This is a genomic window from Neoalteromonas facilis (genome assembly GCF_002807665.1).
Classification (GTDB): domain Bacteria; phylum Pseudomonadota; class Gammaproteobacteria; order Enterobacterales; family Alteromonadaceae; genus Alteromonas_E; species Alteromonas_E facilis.
This window is the reverse complement of record NZ_PEAY01000009.1, coordinates 38499-61559: the sequence shown is the minus strand read 5'-3', so window position 1 is coordinate 61559 and position 23061 is coordinate 38499. Positions and strand designations below refer to the sequence as shown.

Annotated in this window: 23 protein-coding genes and 1 rRNA gene; 16 read left to right on the top strand and 8 right to left on the bottom strand. The window is 44.9% G+C overall.

Features of this window, described 5'->3' with window-relative positions:
* The 15 genes from rrf to CSH93_RS17375 form a co-directional block, all read left to right on the top strand.
* A 5S ribosomal RNA gene (gene rrf, locus CSH93_RS17440) occupies positions 1-98 on the top strand; the annotation flags it as partial.
* A 359-nt stretch (positions 99-457) separates the two neighbouring features.
* Positions 458-2014, top strand: coding sequence for a methyl-accepting chemotaxis protein (locus CSH93_RS17435; protein WP_100644653.1), 1557 nt, complete (start codon positions 458-460; stop codon positions 2012-2014).
* Between the two features lie 416 nt (positions 2015-2430).
* Positions 2431-5553: an efflux RND transporter permease subunit gene (locus CSH93_RS17430; protein WP_100644652.1), complete on the top strand. Its 3123-nt coding sequence runs from the start codon at positions 2431-2433 to the stop codon at positions 5551-5553.
* Positions 5554-5571: 18 nt separating this feature from the next.
* Positions 5572-6672 carry an efflux RND transporter periplasmic adaptor subunit gene (locus CSH93_RS17425; protein ID WP_100644651.1) on the top strand — a complete coding sequence of 367 codons (1101 nt, stop codon included), beginning with the start codon at positions 5572-5574 and terminating at the stop codon, positions 6670-6672.
* Positions 6673-6809: 137 nt separating this feature from the next.
* Positions 6810-7280 carry an HvfA family oxazolone/thioamide-modified RiPP metallophore gene (locus CSH93_RS17420; RefSeq protein ID WP_100644650.1) on the top strand — a complete coding sequence of 157 codons (471 nt, stop codon included), beginning with the start codon at positions 6810-6812 and terminating at the stop codon, positions 7278-7280.
* An 80-nt stretch (positions 7281-7360) separates the two neighbouring features.
* On the top strand, positions 7361-8203 hold the full coding sequence (locus CSH93_RS17415) for an HvfB family MNIO-type RiPP peptide maturase (protein WP_205663389.1): 843 nt from the start codon (positions 7361-7363) through the stop codon (positions 8201-8203).
* A complete protein-coding gene (locus tag CSH93_RS17410) occupies positions 8200-8937 on the top strand; it encodes an HvfC family RiPP maturation protein (RefSeq protein WP_100644648.1) in 738 nt (245 codons plus the stop codon). Before CSH93_RS17415 ends, CSH93_RS17410 begins: the two co-directional genes overlap by 4 nt.
* A 112-nt stretch (positions 8938-9049) precedes the next feature.
* Positions 9050-9178 (top strand): hypothetical protein, encoded by a 129-nt coding sequence (locus CSH93_RS18235; protein ID WP_276307713.1) that lies wholly within the window; start codon positions 9050-9052, stop codon positions 9176-9178.
* An 8-nt stretch (positions 9179-9186) separates the two neighbouring features.
* Complete coding sequence (gene apt / locus CSH93_RS17405; protein ID WP_100644647.1) at positions 9187-9723, top strand: adenine phosphoribosyltransferase; 537 nt, start codon at positions 9187-9189, stop codon at positions 9721-9723.
* A 6-nt stretch (positions 9724-9729) separates the two neighbouring features.
* A complete protein-coding gene (gene dnaX / locus CSH93_RS17400; protein WP_100644646.1) occupies positions 9730-12027 on the top strand; it encodes a DNA polymerase III subunit gamma/tau in 2298 nt (765 codons plus the stop codon).
* Positions 12028-12041: 14 nt separating this feature from the next.
* Positions 12042-12368: a YbaB/EbfC family nucleoid-associated protein gene (locus tag CSH93_RS17395; protein ID WP_100644645.1), complete on the top strand. Its 327-nt coding sequence runs from the start codon at positions 12042-12044 to the stop codon at positions 12366-12368.
* A 15-nt stretch (positions 12369-12383) separates the two neighbouring features.
* Positions 12384-12989 (top strand): recombination mediator RecR, encoded by a 606-nt coding sequence (gene recR / locus CSH93_RS17390; protein ID WP_100644644.1) that lies wholly within the window; start codon positions 12384-12386, stop codon positions 12987-12989.
* Positions 12990-13117: 128 nt separating this feature from the next.
* On the top strand, positions 13118-15040 hold the full coding sequence (htpG, locus tag CSH93_RS17385; protein WP_100644643.1) for a molecular chaperone HtpG: 1923 nt from the start codon (positions 13118-13120) through the stop codon (positions 15038-15040).
* 274 nt (positions 15041-15314) lie between these two features.
* Positions 15315-15959: an adenylate kinase gene (adk, locus tag CSH93_RS17380; protein WP_100644642.1), complete on the top strand. Its 645-nt coding sequence runs from the start codon at positions 15315-15317 to the stop codon at positions 15957-15959.
* The gene (locus tag CSH93_RS17375) at positions 15959-16360 is read left to right on the top strand and encodes an MAPEG family protein (RefSeq protein WP_240615650.1); all 402 of its coding nucleotides are present in this window, start codon (positions 15959-15961) and stop codon (positions 16358-16360) included. The genes adk and CSH93_RS17375 overlap by 1 nt, the downstream gene beginning before the upstream one ends.
* A gap of 73 nt (positions 16361-16433) precedes the next feature.
* Here CSH93_RS17375 and CSH93_RS17370 read toward each other — a convergent pair whose 3' ends face one another.
* Positions 16434-16871: an Hsp20 family protein gene (locus CSH93_RS17370; RefSeq protein ID WP_100644640.1), complete on the bottom strand. Its 438-nt coding sequence runs from the start codon at positions 16869-16871 to the stop codon at positions 16434-16436.
* A 276-nt stretch (positions 16872-17147) separates the two neighbouring features.
* On the opposite strand from CSH93_RS17370, the gene CSH93_RS17365 reads away from it, so the two are divergent.
* Positions 17148-17402, top strand: coding sequence for a hypothetical protein (locus tag CSH93_RS17365; protein WP_100644639.1), 255 nt, complete (start codon positions 17148-17150; stop codon positions 17400-17402).
* 144 nt (positions 17403-17546) lie between these two features.
* On the opposite strand, the gene lepB is transcribed toward CSH93_RS17365, so the two are convergent.
* The 7 genes from lepB to hisH form a co-directional block, all read right to left on the bottom strand.
* Entirely contained in the window at positions 17547-18182 is a 636-nt protein-coding gene (gene lepB, locus CSH93_RS17360) for a signal peptidase I (RefSeq protein WP_100644638.1), read from the bottom strand.
* 174 nt (positions 18183-18356) lie between these two features.
* Positions 18357-19679, bottom strand: a complete 1323-nt coding sequence (locus CSH93_RS17355) for an NAD(P)/FAD-dependent oxidoreductase (protein ID WP_100644637.1) — start codon at positions 19677-19679, stop codon at positions 18357-18359.
* 7 nt (positions 19680-19686) lie between these two features.
* Complete coding sequence (locus tag CSH93_RS17350; RefSeq protein WP_100644636.1) at positions 19687-20301, bottom strand: GNAT family N-acetyltransferase; 615 nt, start codon at positions 20299-20301, stop codon at positions 19687-19689.
* A 12-nt stretch (positions 20302-20313) separates the two neighbouring features.
* Entirely contained in the window at positions 20314-20937 is a 624-nt protein-coding gene (gene hisIE / locus CSH93_RS17345) for a bifunctional phosphoribosyl-AMP cyclohydrolase/phosphoribosyl-ATP diphosphatase HisIE (protein ID WP_100644635.1), read from the bottom strand.
* A 9-nt stretch (positions 20938-20946) separates the two neighbouring features.
* Entirely contained in the window at positions 20947-21738 is a 792-nt protein-coding gene (hisF, locus tag CSH93_RS17340) for an imidazole glycerol phosphate synthase subunit HisF (protein WP_100644634.1), read from the bottom strand.
* Positions 21720-22457 carry a 1-(5-phosphoribosyl)-5-[(5-phosphoribosylamino)methylideneamino]imidazole-4-carboxamide isomerase gene (gene hisA, locus CSH93_RS17335; protein WP_100644633.1) on the bottom strand — a complete coding sequence of 246 codons (738 nt, stop codon included), beginning with the start codon at positions 22455-22457 and terminating at the stop codon, positions 21720-21722. Before hisA ends, hisF begins: the two co-directional genes overlap by 19 nt.
* Positions 22457-23059, bottom strand: coding sequence for an imidazole glycerol phosphate synthase subunit HisH (gene hisH / locus CSH93_RS17330; RefSeq protein WP_100644632.1), 603 nt, complete (start codon positions 23057-23059; stop codon positions 22457-22459). The genes hisA and hisH overlap by 1 nt, the downstream gene beginning before the upstream one ends.
* Positions 23060-23061: the final 2 nt, after the last annotated feature.

Here is a 23061-nt window from a genome sequence, read left to right as displayed (position 1 = left end):
GTGGCACCACCTGAATCCATTCCGAACTCAGAAGTGAAACACGTTAGCGGCGATGGTAGTGTGGGGTTTCCCCATGTGAGAGTAGCACATCGCCAGACTCCCAATTCTAAAAAGCCCTTCTCGTAAGAGAAGGGCTTTTTTACTTTTGGCGGCAACTAACGTTGCAACATCGTTCCGTTAGACGCCTATTAGTCCTTTCAAATACAGCGTTTTCATTGCGACTTTTATTTCCAATGTACGCGTCGTCCTGTGTGATTTTTATTAACGTTAACACTTACTATTTTGCAATTCACATACATGCTTACAGACCTATCTAATCTATGTTGTTGCCTCCGATACTGAGTGGTTTTGTTCACCTAATCGAGAAGAGTGTGTATGTTGGTGAGAAGTGAATTTTTGGTCTATCTTAAAGCGTAGAAAATTACAAAATATAAGTGTTTTACAAATAGGAGTCAGCATGCCCTTATTAATTGCCTATTTGGGGGCGGCTATAGCGGTTATTTTATCGGCATTATTATTCACGAGTGTGTGGTTAAATGTTGGCGTAACACTAGTAGTCTTTACTTCATTATATTTTTTTCAAAAAACGACGGCTGTTCAGTCTTCCACTGTAATCTCAACCCGAGATCAACAAAACCGTAACCTTGATGTTATCGAGCCTTTAGCGCGTATTGAAAACCAATCCAGTCAAATTGCCATAGGTGCGGCAGGTCTCTCACATTTTATAGATGGATTAGCCTCTTTGTTTAAAAAGCAGGCACAGAGTACTTCAGAAATCGAACTGCGTATAAAAACGTTAGAAGAGACGAATGCTCAGGTCGATAATTTAAGTCAACAAACAGTGGACATTGTAGCGAGCTCCGTAACTGAATCTGAACAGTCATTGACGCAGCTAAGTGAGATGAACAAATATCAGGCACAGCTTCAAGAAAAAATAGCACAAACAAGTGAGACGCTCGGTTCGCTGAGTAAAAATGCGTCAGCGATTACAGAGATTGTTTCAACCATAAATAATTTGTCTGAACAAACAAATATGCTTGCGCTTAATGCCGCAATAGAAGCCGCAAGGGCTGGTGAAATGGGTAAGGGCTTCGCTGTCGTTGCAGATGAGGTCAGGAATTTAGCCAAGCGCACCAAAGACGCTACGGAAAATATTAGCGGTGTTTTGAGCGAAATTTCAGTCCACAGTCAACAGTCCGTTAAGTTAATTACAGATGTCGCTGACGCAGGCAGTGAAATGGATGCCCGAATGGCGGATACCCGAGATACGTTGCAAGTATCGGCAACCAATCTGAATCACGCTATGGAGTCTATGAGTACGCTGAATGGAATGTTCCATAGTGCAAAGCAAGCTAATTCAGAGATTTCCAATATTATTGCAGCATTGGCAAATGATGTTATGTCACGCCAAGATGATCTGAGTGAAGTAAGTAAAAGAGCGTTGCATGTCAGCAATATGACCGAAGCAATATTTCGCGACTTGGGTCACTACGAGATTAAATCCAGGCATATGTTGGTAAAAAGTGTGGCCATTACCGCGTGTAAAAAAATACAGGATCTGTTTGAAAACGCGTTGAAGCAAGGTGAGATAAAAGTTGTTGATCTGTTTGATGAAAAGTATCAAGCAATTCCCAATACAGATCCTAAAAAATATAAAACAAGGTTCGATGATTTTACCGATAAATCTTTACCAGACATTCAAGAACAGATTTTATTGGACCACGATTTTATAATTTACGCAGGCGCTGTCGATAGAAACGGGTATTTCCCCACACACAATAAAAAGTTTTCTCAACCGCTCACAGGGAACTTTGACGTCGATATTATCAATAACAGAACTAAACGTATTTTTGATGATCGTACTGGTGCTCGTTGTGGCTCTAATCAAGAACCTTTCCTTCTACAAACATACAAGCGCGATACGGGGGAAGTGATGCACGATTTATCTGCTCCCATATTTGTGGATGGCCGGCATTGGGGCGGGTTTAGGATTGGTTATAAGGCTGATATTTAAGGTCTTCTTAGCCGTAGCAGAAGAGAAGCTATACGCAGACAAAAATAGTTTAAATGCTATTACGGGTAGTGTGTTTTTCACTATGAATGAGCGATTTCCAATCACTCAATCAATAGCTTTCTCCTTACACTTGTTACAAATGACTCGTTTCACTTTATCATTGGTAGCGGCACATTCTTCCCTCTAGTTCTCTGTTTTAGCCCTTCGGTAGATACGCATGCCTTATCTAAACGAATCGGTGACAATTGCGATTAAGCGATGAATATAGAGTAGCTAGCGGTAATTGAGCGCACTGTTGAAATACTTTGAAACATATTGTGATTCTGGCGTGTTTAATATCGTTTCCATGGCTTTAAACTTTTTAAAGACTCACCTCGACTTATAGTTAATGCACCTAACTTGTTCGGGATCTTCCCATGGATATCACCAAATCAGCGATCAAAAACGCGTCTGGCGTTGCGATTGTTGTTGCGATTCTTAGCCTTATTGGCGTTTATAGCCTTTTCAACTTACCTATTCAGCTTTTCCCAGATATTGAAAGGCCTCGGATCTCGATACAGACGTTTTGGCGCGCGGCGTCTCCGCAAGAAATTGAATCCGAAATTTTAGAACCTCAGGAAGAAGTTTTGCAGGGGATCCCTGGGTTGCACAACATGTCCGCTTGGGCGAATCAGGGTATGGCGTGGATCAATCTGGAATTTGACCTCAACACAGATATGCAACAAACCCTAATTGATGTGATTAGTCGCATGAATCGAGTTCCGCCATTACCGCGAGACGCAATGTCACCCAACATTATGATGGGGGGATTTGGCGGAGACAATGCGGCGTTAACGTATTACTTTCTACAGAAATTACCCGGTAACGACGGTAATGTGGATAGTTATTTAACATACTTTGAAGACGAGATTCGGCCTGAACTCGAATCAATTCCCGGGGTGTCTCGTGCACAGATGCAAAGTGGGATTGGTGGACCGCAAGAGTTTCAAATTGTCTTTGACCCGTTCCTAGCAGCAGAATTGGGCATTGATTTGACGAATATAACGCGGGCACTGGGATCGTCTAATGATGTTTCTGGTGGTTTTGTTGATGTTGGCCGACGCCGTTATACCTTGCGTTTTGAGGGGCGCTATTCACCACAAGATATGGGACAAATGATCCTAGAGTGGCGAAATGGCAGTCCCGTTACTTTAGCTGATATTGCAGAAATCAGAATACAACGAGCAGACGGGTCAAATTACAGTGTTCAAAATGGCAATCCGGCAATATCTATTCGCATTGACCGAGAAAATGGTGCGAATCTACTGACTACGTTAGAAGCGGTTAAGGCCAAAGTAGAAGAAATAAACACAACGCAGTTGCACCCTCAGCAGTTAACTATGGTTCAGTCATTTGATGCTTCGGTGTTTATTTATCGTGCAATCAATTTGGTGACGAGCAACTTATTTATTGGCGTGTTGTTAGCGATTGGCATCCTGTGGTGGTTCATGCGTCAAATGCGTGCAACCTTGATCGTCGCGTTAACAATACCAATATCGCTATTGAGTACTTTCATAGTGTTACAAATTACGGGGCGCTCATTAAACGTTATTTCGCTGGCGGGTTTGGCTTTCGCCGTTGGTATGGTACTCGATGCTGCAATTGTAGTACTCGAAAATATCGTTAGACAACGGAGCAAAGGGCACTCAGCGGAAGATGCAGCCACAATTGCGACCAGTCAAGTATTCGGAGCACTAATGGCGTCTACCGCTACAACGGTCGCAATTTTTATCCCAGTGATGTTTTTAAGTGATGTCGAAGGGCAGTTATTTGCAGATCTTGCACTCACGATTGCAATTGCAGTGTCTATTTCGTTTGTCGTCGCCGTGAGTGTATTGCCGGTTATTGCGAACCGCTTTTTGCATAAAGCTCTGCCCGATGATAGGCACTCAAAATTGTGGGAGCGTATGGCGAATGGGATCATGCGCCTTTCGTCAACTCAAACTAAACGGTTAGTTGCTGCTAGCGTTCTAATGGCACTACCTTTGGTCGCTACCGTGCTATTAGTGCCTAAACTGGACTATTTACCACCGGTAAAACGAGATGCAGTTGATGCTTTCTTTAACTTTCCAGCCGGCGCAAGTGAAGCATTTGTCGAAGACGAAGTCTTGTCGCTTGTGGTGTCTCGTTTGCAGCCCTACATGGATGGTGTTAAAGAGCCAGCGCTGAAAAATTACTACATTATCGTTTGGGGGAATGGCGGAACGCTGGGCGTCCGTGCACAAGACCAGTCTCAGGTAAAAGTGTTGGAGACATTGGTACGAGATGAAATATTAAAAGATCTTCCAGATACGCAAGCATTCGCAATGCAGGGAAATCTATTTGGTGGTTTTGGTAATGGCCGTTCAATAGATTTACGTTTGCAAGCTACCGATCAGGATGGTCTTGCAATAGCGGCTCAGCGGGGAATGGATTTGCTGCGGGAAGCATTTCCCAATGCGAATGTTCGGGCAAATCCGTCACTTGAACAAGCTGAACCTGAATTGCAATTCTTTCCGAAAGATGCACGTATTATGGAAGTTGGCTTTGACCGTTCGCGAGTGGCCAATCTAGTTCGCGCTATGGGAGATGGTGTCTACGTGGGCGAATATTTCGATGGTGTTAAACGTATGAATATTATTCTGCGTTCGCAAGATTGGGATACGCCAGAAGCCCTGGCTACCACGCCGATGATGACGCCTAGCGGGGAAGTAGTGCCACTGGGTGAACTCGTCGATATAGATCGCGCAGTAGGTCCAAGCCAAATACAACGGATCGATCGTAAACGTACGCTGACCTTAAGTGTAAATCCACCGGATGAAATGACGTTGGAAGAAGCGATGGCGATTATCGAAGAAAAAGTTGAGCCACAACTTCTTGCGACGATGCCGTCTGATGGCAACATTGCTTACGGTGGTAGTGCTGACAGTTTGAAGCAGGCAATCACTACCATGAGTCAGAATTTTGCTTTCGCCATGGGGCTGCTTTTAGTGTTAATGGCAGGTCTGTTTAAATCGTTAAAAGATAGCATTTTGGTTGTGCTCTCGATCCCGTTAGCAACCGTTGGTGGTGTTATTGCAATCCGATTACTGAATCTCGTCAGTTTCCAATCTTTAGATCTATTGACCATGATTGGCTTTATCATTTTGCTGGGGTTAGTGGTTAATAACGCGATCTTATTAGTCCACCAAACTCGGTGTGGGGAGCGCGAGGGCCTCACGCGACGCGAAGCCGTTAAGCAATCTCTTTTGCTTAGATTAAGACCCATTTTCATGAGTACCTTAACCTCTATTTTCGGCATGTTGCCCTTGTTGTTGATGCCAGGCGCTGGGAGCGTGATTTATAGGGGCTTAGCAGCGGTAATTGTAGGCGGTATGTTAGTCAGTACTTTATTTACACTCGTGCTACTACCCACGTTGTTACAGATTGAGTTTAGCTGGGGAAAACAAAAACGAGCAATAGCGCCCGGAACAGGTCAGTTGTCGGCGGCTAAATTGAACAAATTCGAAAACAAATTTTAATCTTAAAGGACACGAACGATGAATATTTTTTCTCACTTAAATAGCAAGATTGTCCTCTGTTTATTGCTGACTTCTTCTGCCGCTCTCGCGCAGCAAACAGAGCCGCCACCGTCGTTGGTCGAGGTGGAAAGCGTTAAATCAGAATCAATTTCAGAGCAGGTATGGATGCCTGGCACGGTGGTGAGTCGCATAGACGCCAATATCGCATCTGAGGTTGCAGGCCGTATCCATTGGTTGGCTGATGTTGGCGATATAGTGCAACAAGGTGACATTCTCGCCAGCCTTGATGATACAAGATTACAGTTGGTTAAAGGGCAGCATGAGGTCGCGATAGAAAAATGGCAAGCTAGAGTCGATTTGTTAACACGAAAGGTTGCTCGGTTTAGTCAAATGGCAGCGTTAAACAATACATCTAAGGACCAATTAGATGATGTCAGTATCGAGTTAGAAATGGCGAGGCAAGAATTAGCGCAAGCAAAATATGATAGGGATATCGTGCAATATCAAATTGACCAGAGTCATGTGAAAGCGCCTTTTACAGCCATGATTGTAGAGCGCATACAATCGCCGGGTGAATACACTGCTACTGGCCAAAACCTCTTGCGTATAGTCGATACCCAAAACATCGAAGTAAGTGTAAGGGCACCATTGACTACTCTGCCGTATTTGCAAGCCGGCACATTGGTTTCAATTGAACAGCAAAGCAACAGTGCTCAGCAGCCTATTAGAGCCATCGTACCTGTTGGAGATGCTCGTTCTCGCCTGATGGAAGTGCGTGTGGCATTAGATCCACAGTCGTATGCAATTGGAAGTGCGGTTCGAGTCGCCTTACCACACAGTAATGCTCACCAAGGGTTAACCGTCCCAAGAGACGCGTTAGTATTGCGGAAAACGGGGACCTACATTTTTCAGGTAGATGAAGAAAACCAAGTACGTCGTATTGCAGTACGAACTGGCATTGGGCAATATAATCGTATCGAAGTTTTTGGGGATGTTAGCGACACATTGCCTGTTGTCATTCGAGGGGCAGAACGATTACGTGAAGGACAGAAAGTCCGATACGAGCCCAATGAAGAAGTGCTAACAGCAAGTTCTCAGCGTTCGAATGATTCCGTATAATAAAACCTTTAAATTACAAAGAATTATAATTTATTGGTTAAAATAAAGAAAAAAATGAAATGATTTTTTAGCCAATAGGGTCTACATGTGTACGTGCGGTACAAGCATGAAGACTCACAACCCTAAAGGAAGATATTATGAAACAAGTTAAGAAAACCACTATCGCAACTGCACTGGGTGCTGTTGTAATTGGCTCACTATCTACTGTGAGTCTGCAAGCCAATGCAACTCCATTCGGTGCTGAACATTTAGATTCTGGTTACATGACATTCGCGGCTGAAGGCAAGTGTGGCGAAGGTAAATGTGGCGGCGACAAAGCCAAGAAAGAAGGCAAGTGCGGCGAAGGTAAATGTGGCGGCGACAAAGCCAAGAAAGAAGGCAAGTGCGGCGAAGGTAAATGTGGCGGCGACAAAGCCAAGAAAGAAGGCAAGTGCGGCGAAGGCAAATGTGGCGGCGACAAAGCCAAGAAAGAAGGCAAGTGCGGCGAAGGTAAATGTGGCGGCGACAAAGCCAAGAAAGAAGGCAAGTGCGGCGAAGGCAAATGTGGCGGCGACAAAGCCAAGAAAGAAGGTAAGTGTGGCGAAGGCAAATGTGGTGGCCAAGCTTAATCAGCTGAACGCATAGAAATAAGCCGGTTTAACGCCGGCTTTTTTAGCTTTAAAAAATAATTACGCTGAGCGAGGATATAATGGGAAAGCTAACTGGCGCTGGGTTAGGCTTACGTCGAGAGATGTTAGATGACGTACTAGAGGCGAAAGATTTAGCGGTGGATTTCTGGGAAATAGCGCCGGAAAACTGGCTGAGTTTTGGCGGTAGCTACCAACGAAAACTGCAAACATTGACGCGTCGTCATACGTTTACAACCCATGGATTGTCTTTATCTATTGGCAGCTCTGATCCGCTCGATGTGAATTTTGTTAAGCAAGTAAAACAGTTTCTGATAGAGCATGACATTCAGTATTACAGTGAACACCTAAGTTATTGTTCAAACCAAGGGCATATGTATGACCTAATGCCTATTCCTTTTACTCCCTCGGCAGTTGACCATGTGGTAGAGCGCATACAGCAAGTACAGGATATTTTAGGGCATGCACTTATTTTGGAGAATGTGTCCTACTATGCTGCTCCGGGTCAGCAAATGAGCGAAATAGAATTTACTCAGCAGATTCTGGAGAGGTCAGGCTGCGAATTGCTACTCGATGTTAATAATGTCTATGTGAACAGTATTAACCATGGCTACTCCGCGTCCGAATTTATCCGAGCGATGCCAACAGGAAAAATCGTGTACGGCCATATAGCGGGGCATTACGATGAAGCAGACGATTTAAAAGTGGACACGCACGGTTCAGATGTAAAAGAGGAAGTATGGAATTTATTGCGTCTGGCTTATCAAGAGCATGGGGTTTTCCCAACATTGTTAGAGCGTGATTTTAATATTCCAGCACTCGATGTATTACTAAATGAAGTTGACATGATTAAGCGAATTCAACGTGAAAATGAACAACAAATTCAGAGTACACAAACAGCATGAAAGATTTCCAGCAAATCCAACACGCATTTGCCTCTCACATAAGAGATCCGAATGTTCAACCGTTTGATTATGGTGTTGAAGATCGCCGCTTAAAAGTATACCGAGAGTTGTTTTTCAACAATGTGTCGGGTTTTGTTGACTCCGCGTTTCCGGTTTTAAAATCATTGTATTCTGGGCAAGCTTGGTTAGATCTGACGCGCTCTTTTTTTATCCATCATCAATGCCGCTCGCCGTTGTTTGTTGATATCAGTAAGGAGTTTGTCGAGTATTTGGCCAATGAACATGAAGCTTTACCCAGTGAACCAGTATTCGCGGCTGAATTAGCTCACTACGAATGGCTTGAACTGGACATCTCTGTGCGTAAAGGTGAGGCTCCACATTTGATTGAACAACCATTGCAGCCTGAAAGCGAAGTGGTGATGTCCCCCGTAGCGTCTTTGGTTAGCTATCAGTATCCCGTTCATCAGATTTCACCAGACTATCAACCAACAGAGCCCGGTGATGCTACATTCATTGTTGTGTATAGAAATCAAGATGATAAGGTCGAATTTAGTGTGCTTAATCAGGCCACAGCCGCATTGCTGAATCATATTGAGAATGTTTCACCGGTAAAGGTAAAAGCGGTTGCCCAACATATGACGCAACTTTTACCCGATCTACCCTATGAACAGTTAGAAAGAGCTACACTGGAGATCTTGCAAGACTTTGCGAGTAAGACAATTATAGGGTTGTAACCTGCATTAAAGATATTCAGCTTCACCCCCATACGTGATTTTCTCTGTCATTTTTCTCGACATTACAGTACCATTTGCGGCTGTTTTTAAAGACTCAATATTGGTGTTTTAAATGGCTGATCATTCTGAATTCAAAGAAGTATTCAATTGGTGGTACTTTTTCGCTGCTGTAGCGACTCTCGTGGCTTTACCTCTGATGCATATCGTGTTGGGTTGGTTTGTTTTTTTCTTTAGCCGTTAGTAATTGTTGTGACTACTGAATATATAAAATCTGTTGTAAAAACGATCCCTGATTATCCAAAACCAGGGATCCAATTTAGGGATGTCACCAGCGTACTTGAAGATCATACTGCATTTTCGAGTTGTTTATCGCTGATGGTAGAGCACTTCGGTCCGATGAAGTTTGACAAAGTGGCGGGAACGGAAGCCAGAGGCTTTTTATTCGGTGCTCCACTGGCAATAGAATTGGGAATTGGTTTTATTCCGGTTCGCAAGCCAGGCAAACTACCCAGAGATGTCGTGTCTGAAAGCTATGAACTAGAATATGGCATGGATACGTTGGAAATACACAGCGACGCCGTAAAACCTGGGGAACGAGTCTTGATGATTGATGATCTCCTGGCGACAGGCGGTACCATGATCGCAACGGCAAATCTAATCAAGCGCTTAGGCGGTATTGTGGAACATGCCGGATTTGTTATTTCTCTACCTGATATTGGTGGTGAGAAACGCCTGGCTGATCACGGTATCAAAGCGTTTACGTTGTGTGAATTTGAAGGCGAATAATACTTAATGGGCTATCAAGTTCTTGCTCGCAAATGGCGACCTCAGGTTTTTTCTCAACTCGTTGGGCAAGAGCATGTTGTGTCTGCAATCTCCAATGCGTTAGACAATAACCGATTACACCATGCTTATCTGTTTACGGGTACGCGGGGAGTGGGCAAGACTACTATTGCGCGCATCTTTGCGAAAAGCTTGAATTGTGAGCAGGGGCAGGGCGCTAATCCGTGTGGAAAATGCAATACGTGCCAAGATATTGAGCAAGGTCGTTTTGTTGATTTGCTAGAGATAGATGCGGCTTCTCGCACCAAGGTTGAAGATACGCGCGAGTTGTTAGACAACGTTCAATATCGTCCTACTCGCGGTGACTATAAAGTGTACTTGATCGACGAAGTGCACATGTTGTCTAAGCATAGTTTTAATGCTTTGCTGAAAACACTGGAAGAGCCTCCTCCGCATGTGAAGTTTCTTCTGGCGACGACGGACCCGCAAAAATTACCGATCACCATATTGTCCCGTTGTTTACAGTTTAATTTGAAAGCGCTATCTCGTGAGCAAATTACTCAACAGCTGGAGCATGTGCTGAGTCAAGAAAGTATTGCGTTTGAAAGCCCTGCATTGAACTTAATTGCTCGTGCCGCGCAAGGCAGTATGCGTGACGCACTGAGCTTAACCGATCAAGCGATCGCACAAGGCAACAATTCAGTTACACAACAAACCGTTGTTAGCATGTTAGGTTTACTGGACCGCAATCAAGTATTGCGCTTAGCGCAAAGTTTGGCTGGCAACGATGCTAACGCTGTGATGACGCTAGTTGAAGAGTTGAGTCAGCAGGCCCCAGATTTTGCGCAAGTGCTAAGTGAACTGAATGCAACATTACACCAAGTTGCGCTGACTCAGTTGGTACCAGACGCTTGTCGTTTGGACACTAATCACGCCAAGGTTATTTATCAGTTGGCGAAAAGCTTTACACCAGAACATGTGCAGTTGCTGTACCAAATTGGTGTGGACGGACTAAAGTCGCTGAGTTTTGCGCCTGATCCACGCTCAGGGGTAGAAATGGTATTGCTGCGAATGCTTGCCTTTTCGCCCAAAGCTAGTCTTTCTAGTCTTGAGTCTATCATTCAAGAGCCACCGCAAAGCACAGAGAACAGCAGCCATGCAGTTCAGCCAGTATCGAATGAGCAAATTACGACTTCAGAGCAATCGGTAGAACTTCCAGTACAACCAGCTGAACCAGTAGAACAAGCCACTACTTCGATTCAGCAACCTCCTCCCCAAGATGATTTTGGTGATGATGGTCATGCAGAGCTATTGGCGCAGCAAGCTGCGATTGAGGAACAAGCTGACCAATACAGAGAAGCCGAGACAACCAGCTCACATGCACCCGCAAGCGAAGATGATGCAAACCTAGCGCGAACTAAAGCTATGTTGGAAATGCAACAACGCATGGCGCAGTCTTTGTCGAGTGAGGAGCAACCACCGACAAAAAAGTCCGTTGAGCCGGAAACGGTAGAACAAACTCAAACACATGCCGACACAATAGCAGAGACTCCTGCCGCGCAAACGCAGTTCACGAAAGTAGAGCAAGAAAATGAGCTAGTTGCATCAGTTCAATCGCAAGAAGCTACAGAGACTCGTCAGGCAGTAGAACCAGATCCCCAAGTTGTGCACAACGAAGCGTCGACACACGATATTCAACCGGCGCAAGCGGCTTCAGAATTAGACAATAGCGTACAGCATAGTGCTCAATCACACGCGCCAATAGATGATTATTCAGCCCAACCCGTCGCTCACGTCTCTGCTACTGAGGCTGCTAAAGAAAATGACCTAATTTCAGAGGGAGCGCTAGACGCTCAGTCTGCGATAGAGCCTGTTCAATCGGTCAGTGACCTTACACCTGTCTTACCCAATGGCAGTAAACTCGTTACTGCAGCTCAGATAGATAGCTGGGCGGCCATGATTGATGATATGGGGTTGGGTGGACTGGTTAAGCAAGTGGCAATTCATGCAGAATATAGCTACGTCGGTAATACAGTGAACTTGCTACTGGATACCGCGCAAGAGCATTTATTAAATGAGGGAATAGTAAAAACCCTCAAGCAAACAATGTCGAATTGCTTAGGTCAATCAGTAGAGTTAAATATCACTGTAGGTGAGGGCAAACAAACGCCATTTTCCATACAGCAACGCATTGATGATATGCGTCAAGTTCATGCTCGTCAGACCGTAGATGCTGATGAGTCAATTCAACATTTAATTCAAACATTCAATGGCAAAGTACTGGAAGACAGTATCAAGCCGCAATAATTTAGGAGTTATACATGTTTAAAGGTGGCATGGGTAATATCATGAAGCAAGCGCAGCAAATGCAGGAAAAAATGCAAAAAGCGCAAGAAGAGCTTCAATCGATTGAAGTAACCGGCGAGTCAGGTGCTGGTATGGTTAAAGTGACCATGACGTGCAATCACAACGTACGTCGAGTCGAAGTGGATCCATCATTGATGGATGATGATAAGGATATGTTGGAAGATTTGGTTGCAGCCGCGATCAATGATGCCGTTCGTCGTGTACAAACCACAACACAAGAAAAAATGTCATCGATCACGGGGGGAATGCAAATGCCTCCGGGCATGAAGATGCCATTTTAATTGCCCTGACGTACTATGCCTACTCAATTTAGTCCATTACTAAGCGAATTGATTGATGCGCTGCGAGTCTTACCCGGTGTAGGGTCTAAGAGTGCCCAGCGCATGGCATTTAGCTTGTTAGAGCGAAACAGAGATGGAGCTCTGCGATTGAGTCAAGTGCTACACGATGCGATGGAGCATATTGCGCATTGCAGCCAGTGCCGCACGTTCACTGAAAAAGAACGTTGTGATATTTGTGCTCATCCCAGTAGAGGCAGTGCTGATACTATATGCGTCGTAGAAGCGCCTCAGGATGTGTTTGCGATTGAGCAAACGGCTCAATTTAGTGGGCGATACTTTGTGTTGATGGGGCACCTTTCACCACTCGATGGCATAGGTCCTGAAGATATTGGCTTAGATTTGCTAGCCGCACAGTTGGACAAGGGTGACATCACTGAAATTATATTAGCGACTAACCCTACGGTAGAAGGTGAGGCAACCGCACACTATATTGCCGATATGTGTCGCAAGCGTTCGATTAGTGCCACGCGCATAGCTCATGGAGTACCGGTTGGTGGTGAGCTGGAATATATTGATGGCAACACTCTGGGGCACGCCTTAAGTGGTAGAAAAGCACTTTAACTGTCACAAAAATTTCCATTCAAACTTGAAATCCGTTTAAAAGACCTTACCTCTGGCAATGTTATAGATTAGCTTTGCCAGTCTTGTCTACTGGCGTTGTATTAGCACGTTAAAGGAGAAGAGGTCTTATGTCGCAGGCGACACATCAAGAGACTCATGGTTTCCAAACTGAAGTAAAACAATTGCTTCAGTTGATGATCCATTCACTGTATTCAAATAAAGAAATATTTTTAAGAGAGTTAGTATCTAACGCAGCCGATGCTGCAGATAAATTGCGCTTTAAAGCATTGTCTGATGACAAACTCTATGAAGATGATGGTGATCTGAACGTTAAACTGAGTGTTGATCAAGACGCCGGTACTATCACCATTTCAGATAACGGCATCGGCATGACGCGCGATGAAGTCATAGAGAATTTAGGTACAATTGCTAAATCGGGTACAAAAGATTTCTTTAGTAAGTTAACTGGCGACCAAGCCAAAGATTCTAAACTGATTGGTCAGTTTGGTGTCGGGTTCTATTCAGCTTTCATCGTTGCCGATAAAGTTATCGTACGTACGCGAGCTGCGGGTGAAGACGCGGCCCGAGGTGTTGAATGGACATCTGAAGGTGAAGGTGAATTTACCATTGCGGATATCGAAAAGACCACGCGTGGTACTGAAATTGTCCTGCATGTGCGTGAAGATGAAAAGGAATTCGTTGATAACTGGAAACTTCGTTCAATCGTAGGCAAGTATTCCGATCACATCAGCATACCTGTTCTGATGTGGAAAGATCCTGTTGACGAACGTGAAGGGCCTGACGGTGAGAAAATACCGGCTGAACCGGGCCAGTGGGAAGCGGTAAACAAAGCAACAGCGCTGTGGACTCGCGACAAATCTGAGATTTCAGATGATGAATACAAAGAGTTCTATAAGCACGTATCTCATGATTTTGCTGACCCACTAACGTGGGCTCACAATCGAGTAGAGGGTAAAACGGAATACACCAGTTTGTTGTATATCCCAAGTAAAGCGCCTTTTGATCTGTGGAATCGTGACCACAAGCACGGTTTGAAATTGTATGTCCAACGTGTGTTCATCATGGACGACGCTGAGCAATTTATGCCGACTTATTTACGCTTTGTAAAAGGTTTGTTGGATAGCAACGATTTACCGCTCAACGTATCGCGAGAGATCCTACAAGATAACAAAGTATCTCAGGCCCTACGCCAAGGTTGTACTAAACGTGTGTTGCAGATGTTAGAGCGGATGGCTAAGAATTCTGCAGAAGATTATAAAAAGTTTTGGGCTGAATTCGGCAATGTGTTGAAAGAAGGGCCTGCTGAAGATTTCGCAAACCGCGAAAAAATAGCCGGTTTATTGCGCTTTGCCTCTACGCACAATGATAGCAATGAGCAGTCAGTATCACTGGATGATTACATTGAGCGTATGAAGGAAGGTCAAGATAAGATCTATTATGTGACCGCTGATAGTTATCAAGCTGCTAAAAACAGCCCTCACTTAGAAATCTTCCGTAAGAAGGGTATCGAAGTGCTGTTGTTGTCAGAGCGTATTGACGAGTGGTTGATGTCGCATTTGACCGATTACAAAGAGAAATCGCTGCAGTCTATTGCGCGTGCTGATGTTGATTTATCAAATCTAGATGATGAAGAAAGCAAAAAGGCGCAAGAAGAAGCTGAAAAGCAGGTGGAAGGTGTTAACGAACGTCTTAAAGCAGCTCTAGGTGATAAAGTACTTGAAGTTAAGTATACCCACCGACTCACTGATTCACCTGCGGTTATTGTTGCCGACGACAACGGTATGACAACACAGATGATGAAGCTGATGCAGGCGGCTGGCCAGCCGGTCCCTGAGGTGAAATATCATTTTGAAATCAACCCTGAACATCAGTTGATTCAACATGTAGCAGATATACAGGATGAAGACGCATTCAAACAGTGGGCTGAAGTACTCTTTGATCAGGCTGCGCTGTCAGAGCAAGGCAGTTTGGAAGACCCTTCTTCATTTGTGCGTAAATTGAACAGCTTGCTAATGAGCCTATCAAAATAGCGCTATTTTTAGCATAGTTAGTTACATGAAAAGCGGGCTTTATAGCTCGCTTTTTCTATATGGCTTAAAAAAATAAAGAACATTTACTAACTTAATGAAATAAAAGTTGTTTTATAAATTGGAGTTAACATTTAACATTTTTCACGTTGATTTTATTGCTGCCAATATCATCAATTAGTCTAATGCAGGTCGATAATACGGGGCTTTGCCTTGTCAGTATGAGGCTGAATGTGTAAAGTGCTGGCAGAAAATAAAAATCAGCGGAGAACGCACAATGCGGATCATACTTTTGGGCGCACCTGGCGCCGGAAAAGGCACACAAGCCCAATTCCTAATGGGTCGATATAACATCCCTCAAATTAGCACTGGCGACATGTTGCGCGCAGCCATTAAAGCAGGTACCGAATTAGGCCTTGCTGCTAAAAAGGTAATGGATGCAGGCCAATTAGTATCTGACGATATCATCATTGGCTTAGTTAAAGAGCGTGTCGCGCAAGCGGATTGCGAGAATGGCTTTCTATTAGATGGATTCCCTCGCACTATTCCGCAAGCTGAAGCAATGGAAAGCGGTGGCATTGTGGTTGATCACGTTATTGAATTTGATGTGGCTGACGATGTCATCGTAGACCGCATGAGTGGCCGTCGAGTTCATCCTGCATCGGGTCGTGTGTACCATGTGGAGTACAATCCGCCTAAGGCTGACGGCAAGGATGATGTGACGGGTGAAGATCTTGTTATTCGCGATGATGACAAAGAGGAAACGGTACGTAAACGTTTAGCGGTCTATCATGAGCAAACTAAGCCACTTGTGGACTTCTACCAGACAGCAGCAGCTGGCGGCAAATGCCAATATCATAAAATTGATGGTACCCAAGCTGTTAGTGCGGTAAGTCACCAATTAGCTGATATGTTGGGCTAATGATGGATAACGCCGCGATAGAAATTACTGGTTTTTATGCCAGCTTGTTGGCAGTTTGCTACCTGTATTTATCTGCATTGGTGATCAGTGCGCGGCGTTCTGCAAAAGTAAGTCTGGGTGATGGCGGTGATGCGTCCTTGCAGCAGCTGTCTAGAGCGCACGGCAACTTTGCAGAGTATGTGCCGATAACATTGATATTGGCACTGTGTTTAGAAATTAATACCGATTTTGACTTAGTGGTACACATTGCATGTGTTGCGCTATTGTTCGGACGTTTAACACATGCATATGGTTTACGGCATCATATTGGTGCCAGTTGGCAACGTGTAGTGGGCATGTTATCGACCTTTGCAGCCATTGTTCTGTTGAGTGCATTTAATTTGGTATGGCTATATTTCTGAATATGAAGAGATGAAAAAACGGCGCCATTTGGCGCCGTTTTTCGTTAACAGGGAGTTTATTTACGTTAGTTGCTTATCTATTTTCTAGCAACTGACTGCCAATCTCTATTTTACGGGGTTTTTTCGCTTCAGGAATAACCCGTTCTAAATCGATATGCAGTAGGCCGTTTTCCATGTCTGCAGCGAGTACCTTAACATGGTCGCCTAATTGGAATTTACGCTCAAAATTTCTTTCTGAAATGCCCTTATGCAGGAACTTTCGTTCTTCAGATTTTGCTTCTTTGTTGCCTGTCACCGACAGTGAATTGTCTTGTACTTCAATGACCACATCGTCTTTGCTAAAGCCAGCAACAGCCATCGTGATTCGGTATTTATCGTCACCAACCAGTTCAATATTATAGGGGGGATAGCCGCTTTGTTTTTCTGCGCGGGTCGCTGCGTCGACTAATGACGCTAAGTGGTCAGAACCAATGAAAGAACGGTAAAGTGGAGATAGATCTATATTACGCATGTTCATATCCTTAAAATAAAGCAATATGTTTAAAAAATGTGCCCCGGTAATCGGCGGCGGTTGTATCGACCTCTCTTGAGCATCGACAATTAAGATGTATGTTCCATCCATATTATTTCAAGGTTATTTTTCAAAAAAAATTCAACCCATTGAAATTAATGAATTTTAATCTCTGTTGAATTGGGAGTTAGAGATCCGGTGGACCAGTATTGAATAGAAAGTCATTAAGTTTTTTCAGTATTTGGCGATATATCTTTGTGAGAGAGAGGGTATATCATGAACTATCAACGTTACTTTGCGGGCTATAAATTACTACCTAAACAACGCTTGGTTAGCGCCGAAGCATTAGGGAAACAATATCGAGGTGCTGAGTTTGGTGACTCGATAGTCAGCGACTTCAATCGTTTAACTGAAAAATTTAACTGGGCGCGCTCAAGAGCTGACCAAGAACAGCTTTTGGATAAGCGACAGCAACTCATGCTACATGCCGTTCGTGCGACTGTGAGCCGCACTGCTTCTCAGGCGGCGTAATATCATTTCTTAATTGAACATGCCGAATATTTAAGATGGTCAATTACGCCAGTAAATTCACGCTAGCGTAATTGACGTAGCTCGGGCTGATTTGTTATTCGCTCAATCAACCTCAGCATTGTACGTGATCATACTCGTTGAATCTTACATCAAAGATGCAAACCAACGGTCAGCTCGGGGCAGGTAGTAGTTGTCTAAATCCAATGAGGTGATCACCAAAACGGCACGCCCACTGATTTCCTCAAGGGGAATGAAACCATACACGCGAGAGTCAGCACTGTGGTTGCGATTATCGCCGAGTACGAGGTATTGGCCTTCGGGTACGGTAACGACAGGAAAGCTTGATAATTCGCTTGGCGAGTCGGTTACTCTCAATGCATGTTCTCGCTGAAATAAATGTTCCAAGCGATCGGTGCCTTGCCCTTCTTGAGGTTGTAGTTGGCCGTTAATAAAAAGTTGATTGTTTAACATGGCCACTTTATCACCCGGTAAACCGATAATACGTTTAATCAAGCGCTCATTAGCGGCAGAGGATTCAAACGTAACTATATCACCGCGTTGAGGTGTACCAAATTGCATGATTGGAATATCTGAAAAAGGGACATCGAGTCTGTACGCCATTTTCTCGACAAATATTCTGTCACCTTCAATGATTGTGGGGAGCATCGATCCGCTCGGTACATGATACCAGTCAGCGATACTACTTCTGCACGCAAACAGTAATACTAAAAATAGTGCAAAGCCATAGTTTTGCCTTACCAGTGTTTTTAATCCAGACATCGAGCATTCCCCATCATCTAACCCCGTTAGTGTAGAGAGAAACTCAATGAAAATCAGAGCAATTGTGTAAACACATGTTTCATGCAAAGAGGTTTGTAGTTTGCAGGTCAACCCCGTGCTCGAGTCAACATTATATTGGTTAAGAGCGGTTTAGGTTGGGTGTAATGAAGGTCATTACTTGTGCTGTTGCCACCAGTAATAAAACTGCAGTGCAGGGCGTCTCGCAAAGGCAAAAGGGAAGCGTTTTAGTGGCGTTTGCCAAAAAGGCAATGATGAAAGTGTTTCAGGTGCCATCAATAATTGAGTCAATCGTTTACCCGCATGTATTGAGAAGGCTAGCCCAGAACCACAATAACCTGCACTATACAATATACGGGATTGTTGCTGGTGATATATGCGCGGAAAGTCATCAAACGAGATGTCGACCCAGCCACTCCAAAATTTATCTATGCTGACATCGCGAAGGGCTGGGAAAGTGTCTTGTAGGCCTTTTAGTAGTCCTTCCTTGTAGACCTGTTCGTTAGCGTCCTTTCCATAAACCGCACCTCTTCCGCCAAACAGTAACCGATTGTCGGGTAGTAAACGGTAATAGTATTTCATTGGGCGCGTATCCATCACCATTAACCCTTTGCTCATGCCAATAGCAGCAATTTGTGCGTCCGTTAACGGAGGGGTTACCAAGATGGAAGACAGAACTGGAAATAAACGGTCTTTAAGCTGAGGAATGAGTTTCCGTTGACCATATGCATTGCTCGCCACAATCAGATGCTTTGCCCTTACCTCTCCCTTAGCCGTAATCAGTCGGTGTTGTTTTGCCTCAGAGATCACATTGTTTACCGGGCTATGCCCATAAATATTGGCGCCAGCTTTCTCGGCTAATCCCGCCAAGCCCTTGCATAAACGCCACGGGTTGATTGCAAATGCGCTGGGAAAGTAAATACCACCATGAGAGGATGTGCCGGCAAGATATTGCTCGCGCACCTCATCGGCATTGACGACCTCAATATCATTGTTATATTGCTGAGAGAGCATGCCTGCAAGAGCTTGTAGCTGTTGCATCGCACCTTCGCTATGCGCGACTTTTAAGTAACCGCCTTGTACTTTGTCACATTCAATCCCTGCTTCGATGAGTTGATCCACGCTATCAATGGATGACAAGTACTCGGCATATAACGTTTGGCTCATAGCCTGGCCAAAACGCTTGCGCAATTGCTCTACGCCGAGTCGCCCAGAGCCGGGTAACACAAATCCACCATTTCGCCCACTGCATCCCCATCCGGGTTGATTAGCCTCTACAATGCAGCATTTAACACCGTATTGATTGGCTAAATGGTAGGCAGCCGATAAGCCGGTGTATCCGCCACCAATGATTGCGACGTCTGTGTCTACGTTGCCTTCCAGTTGCGGAAAATGGCTGGGCTCGAAGCCATCAGCCCAAAAGCTATCCGGTTTTACATATTCACTTGGAGGAAGACTATTAACTAACGGATCGTACATTGTTGTATCAGCTAAACGGTAAAATCATTTCGGCGGCTGTGCAGGTACACAGTTCAGTGCATACCGGGCATACGTATCCGTCTTCAAGTGCCAGCCGCTGCCAACGGTTAGGGTGCTCTTTGACTAACTTCCCGCCACAGGCGCTGAAGTAGCCAAACGCTGAGTTGTTGGGACTGGCCAGCCATATATGCGCTATACCAGCTTCAGCACCTTGTTCTTGTGCTTTTTCAATGGATTTTTTAAGCAATGTAGCGCCAATGCCAAGGCCACGGTAGTGACTATCCACGGTATTACATTTGAAGTAACACACTTTTTCCGTGGGTAGCGGCCAAAGTGCCGGAGAGCACCATTCATCAGGGACCCATTGGTCGGCCGCGAATGTGAGTCGAAATCCAACCAGCAGACCCTCTTCTACCATGCATTCAGGATCATACTCATTGTTGGTGATCTGATCTCGCGAGGCAACGGCAACCAAGCTGGCATTTATATCGTTGTGCCAACTCTTGTCATAGATTGCGCGAAGTGACACCGGATCGAGATAATTATCGCCTTGTACTTCATTGCCTAATGCTATTACAGCGGAGAAGTGCGCTGGCGTTAGTGGAATATAGTGAATTGTCATGTACGTGAATTATTACCGAGACTTGTGACGCTCACGCAATACTGCAATGACGTCAGATAGGCTAAGTTCTGATGCCTGTAATAATACCAGCAAGTGATACAACAAATCAGCAGATTCGTTTTTTAATTCATGTAAATCGTGAACTGTAGCTGCGAGTGCGGTTTCAACGCCTTCTTCTCCCACTTTTTGCGCAATGCGCTTGATACCTTTACTGTACAGGGATGCGGTATAGCTCGACCCCGGATCGGCACCTTTGCGTGAGGCAATCACACGTTCAAGATCGGCTAAGAAAGTGGCATCAGGTGCGCGGCAACTATCCCAACAACTTTCAGTGCCTTTGTGACAAGTGGGTCCGGCGGGATCCGCCAATATGAGCAAGGAGTCATTGTCACAATCGGCGTGCACCTCTACCAAGCCCAGCGTATTGTTAGAGCTTTCTCCCTTCGTCCATAAACGTTGTTTGGAGCGGCTAAAAAAGGTTACTAATCCTGATTCAAAGGTTTTCGCCAATGCATCTTGGTTCATGTAGCCTTGCATTAATACTTTTCCACTGGTGCGGTCTTGCACTATGGCGGGTACTAAACCATCCATTTTGTCCCATGCGATACTCTCGCTATTTGTTGAGGTTATTTTCATCTCGCACCTTTATCCTTGGGGTTGAAAGTCTGGTCGGATTGTTACACCTTGCTCACGCAGAAAGGCTTTTAACTCACTGATGTCAATAATCGACTTATGAAAAACAGAGGCGGCCAACGCACCGTCAACATCTGCATCTAGAAACGCATCGACAAAGTGCTGCATCTCACCAGCGCCTCCCGACGCTATCAAGGGGACTGAACAAGCTTCTCGCACCGCTTTCAATTGAGCAATGTCGTAGCCTTTGCGTACGCCGTCTTGGTTCATACAGTTAAGCACAATTTCGCCTGCACCGCGGGATTGTACTTCCTTGATCCAATCGATCGTTTGCCAGTGAGTCTGCTGTGTGCGCGATTCGTCACCCGTGAACTTGTAGACTTCGTATAGGCCGTTTTCTTGATTAAAAAAGCTGTCAATGCCGATCACCACACATTGTTGGCCAAAGATATCGTGTAGTTGATTAATTAAATCAGGGTTACTTAAAGCCGGGGAGTTAATCGAAATTTTATCAGCCCCCATTTCTAAGATACGACCAGCATCTTCAATTGACTTTATGCCACCAGCAACACAAAACGGAATGTCTATGACCTCAGCAATACGACTGACCCAACTTTTGTCTACCACGCGCTGGTCACTGGAGGCGGTAATGTCATAGAAAACCAGCTCGTCTGCGCCTTCTTCTGCATAACGTTGCGCAAGCGGCACAATATCACCGATGATTTCATGATTGCGGAACTGGACGCCTTTAACAACCAAACCGTCTTTGACGTCTAAACAGGGGATTATTCGCCTTGCCAGCATTGGATCGCCTCCTCAACTGTAAACTTACCTTCCAGTAGAGCCCGGCCTAAAATAACGCCACTTACGCCCGTTGGTTTGAGTATTTCGATGTCGCTTAATGAGCCGATGCCACCCGAGGCTTGCCACTGAACGGTAGGGAACTGCGCGCTCATTTCGCTGTAAAGCTGGTGGTTGGCACCTTGCAAGGTACCGTCTCGACTGATATCGGTACATAAGACGTGTTTTGCGCCCGCATCCAATAGTTGATTGAGCAGCTCATCCAACGCCACACCGCTGTTTTCTTGCCATCCATGCGTAGCAATCAGTTTATTACCGCTATTATCAATGTTGATGTCGAGGGCGAGTACAATACGTTCGCCACCATAACGTTGTAACCATTCACGCATTAAATCGGGCTCTTTGACCGCTAAAGAACCAATCACAACGCGCGAAACTCCTATTGAAAGCAACTGCTCAACATCGGCTTCAGAGCGTATGCCGCCACCTGCTTGAAATTGCATGCGCTGCGTGTCGACCATACGTTTGATCAATTGTAGTTGACGTTTGCTGGTGTCTTTCGCACCGGTTAAATCAACGATATGTAGCCACTTTGCACCCTGATCAGCATAGTCATGCACAACGTCAACGGGATCGAAAGCGTAATCGGTTTTCTGTTGGTAGTCACCTTGGTAAAGTCTAACCACTTTACCGTCAATTAAGTCTATGGCGGGTATTATCATTATAAACTCACAAAATTCTTGAGTAACTGCGCGCCTGCATCACCTGAACGCTCTGGGTGAAATTGCACGCCGAAAAAGTTGTCTTTCTGGATCGCAGCAGAAAATGTTTGGCCGTATTCGCATGTTGCCAGGGTATGGGCAAAGGGTTCCACGCAGTAACTGTGTACGAAATAAAAGAAACTACCGCTGGGGATATGCTTGAATAGGTCTTGCTGATGCGTTGGCGTGACCGAATTCCATCCCATATGCGGCAAGCGTTTTTCGCCCACCTGCATACGTTTAACCTCGCCGGGTATTAAATCTAAACACGCCGTACGGCCTTCTCGACTTTCCTCTGAGCTACTTACCATCAATTGCATACCCAGACACACACCCAGTACTGGCTGAGTCAGTGCGCGTAAAGGTTCGGTTAATTGCTTAGACTGAATACTCGCCATAGCAGCACTAGCACTACCGACACCCGGTAACAGCACTTTATCTGCAGCTTGAATAATGGAGTGGTCGTCACTTACCGTAACGTGTACGCCAAGTCGGTCAAATGCGAATTTGACCGAGGATATGTTGGCGCAACCTGTATTGACGATAACAATGCGTTGTTGCATGG

Bases quoted from the DNA above. Each gene is read 5' to 3' on its own strand.
- dnaX (WP_100644646.1), top strand. From the start codon at position 9,730: ATGGGCTATCAAGTTCTTGCTCGCAAATGGCGACCTCAGGTTTTTTCT.
- htpG (WP_100644643.1), top strand. From the start codon at position 13,118: ATGTCGCAGGCGACACATCAAGAGACTCATGGTTTCCAAACTGAAGTA.
- hisIE (WP_100644635.1), bottom strand. From the start codon at position 20,937: ATGAAAATAACCTCAACAAATAGCGAGAGTATCGCATGGGACAAAATG.
- CSH93_RS17420 (WP_100644650.1), top strand. From the start codon at position 6,810: ATGAAACAAGTTAAGAAAACCACTATCGCAACTGCACTGGGTGCTGTT.
- lepB (WP_100644638.1), bottom strand. From the start codon at position 18,182: ATGTCTGGATTAAAAACACTGGTAAGGCAAAACTATGGCTTTGCACTA.
- CSH93_RS17410 (WP_100644648.1), top strand. From the start codon at position 8,200: ATGAAAGATTTCCAGCAAATCCAACACGCATTTGCCTCTCACATAAGA.
- CSH93_RS17395 (WP_100644645.1), top strand. From the start codon at position 12,042: ATGTTTAAAGGTGGCATGGGTAATATCATGAAGCAAGCGCAGCAAATG.
- CSH93_RS17430 (WP_100644652.1), top strand. From the start codon at position 2,431: ATGGATATCACCAAATCAGCGATCAAAAACGCGTCTGGCGTTGCGATT.
- CSH93_RS17375 (WP_240615650.1), top strand. From the start codon at position 15,959: ATGATGGATAACGCCGCGATAGAAATTACTGGTTTTTATGCCAGCTTG.
- recR (WP_100644644.1), top strand. From the start codon at position 12,384: ATGCCTACTCAATTTAGTCCATTACTAAGCGAATTGATTGATGCGCTG.
- CSH93_RS17435 (WP_100644653.1), top strand. From the start codon at position 458: ATGCCCTTATTAATTGCCTATTTGGGGGCGGCTATAGCGGTTATTTTA.
- CSH93_RS17350 (WP_100644636.1), bottom strand. From the start codon at position 20,301: ATGACAATTCACTATATTCCACTAACGCCAGCGCACTTCTCCGCTGTA.
- CSH93_RS17370 (WP_100644640.1), bottom strand. From the start codon at position 16,871: ATGCGTAATATAGATCTATCTCCACTTTACCGTTCTTTCATTGGTTCT.
- hisF (WP_100644634.1), bottom strand. From the start codon at position 21,738: ATGCTGGCAAGGCGAATAATCCCCTGTTTAGACGTCAAAGACGGTTTG.
- CSH93_RS17365 (WP_100644639.1), top strand. From the start codon at position 17,148: ATGAACTATCAACGTTACTTTGCGGGCTATAAATTACTACCTAAACAA.
- hisH (WP_100644632.1), bottom strand. From the start codon at position 23,059: ATGCAACAACGCATTGTTATCGTCAATACAGGTTGCGCCAACATATCC.
- CSH93_RS17415 (WP_205663389.1), top strand. From the start codon at position 7,361: ATGGGAAAGCTAACTGGCGCTGGGTTAGGCTTACGTCGAGAGATGTTA.
- CSH93_RS17355 (WP_100644637.1), bottom strand. From the start codon at position 19,679: ATGTACGATCCGTTAGTTAATAGTCTTCCTCCAAGTGAATATGTAAAA.
- CSH93_RS17425 (WP_100644651.1), top strand. From the start codon at position 5,572: ATGAATATTTTTTCTCACTTAAATAGCAAGATTGTCCTCTGTTTATTG.
- adk (WP_100644642.1), top strand. From the start codon at position 15,315: ATGCGGATCATACTTTTGGGCGCACCTGGCGCCGGAAAAGGCACACAA.
- CSH93_RS18235 (WP_276307713.1), top strand. From the start codon at position 9,050: ATGGCTGATCATTCTGAATTCAAAGAAGTATTCAATTGGTGGTACTTT.
- hisA (WP_100644633.1), bottom strand. From the start codon at position 22,457: ATGATAATACCCGCCATAGACTTAATTGACGGTAAAGTGGTTAGACTT.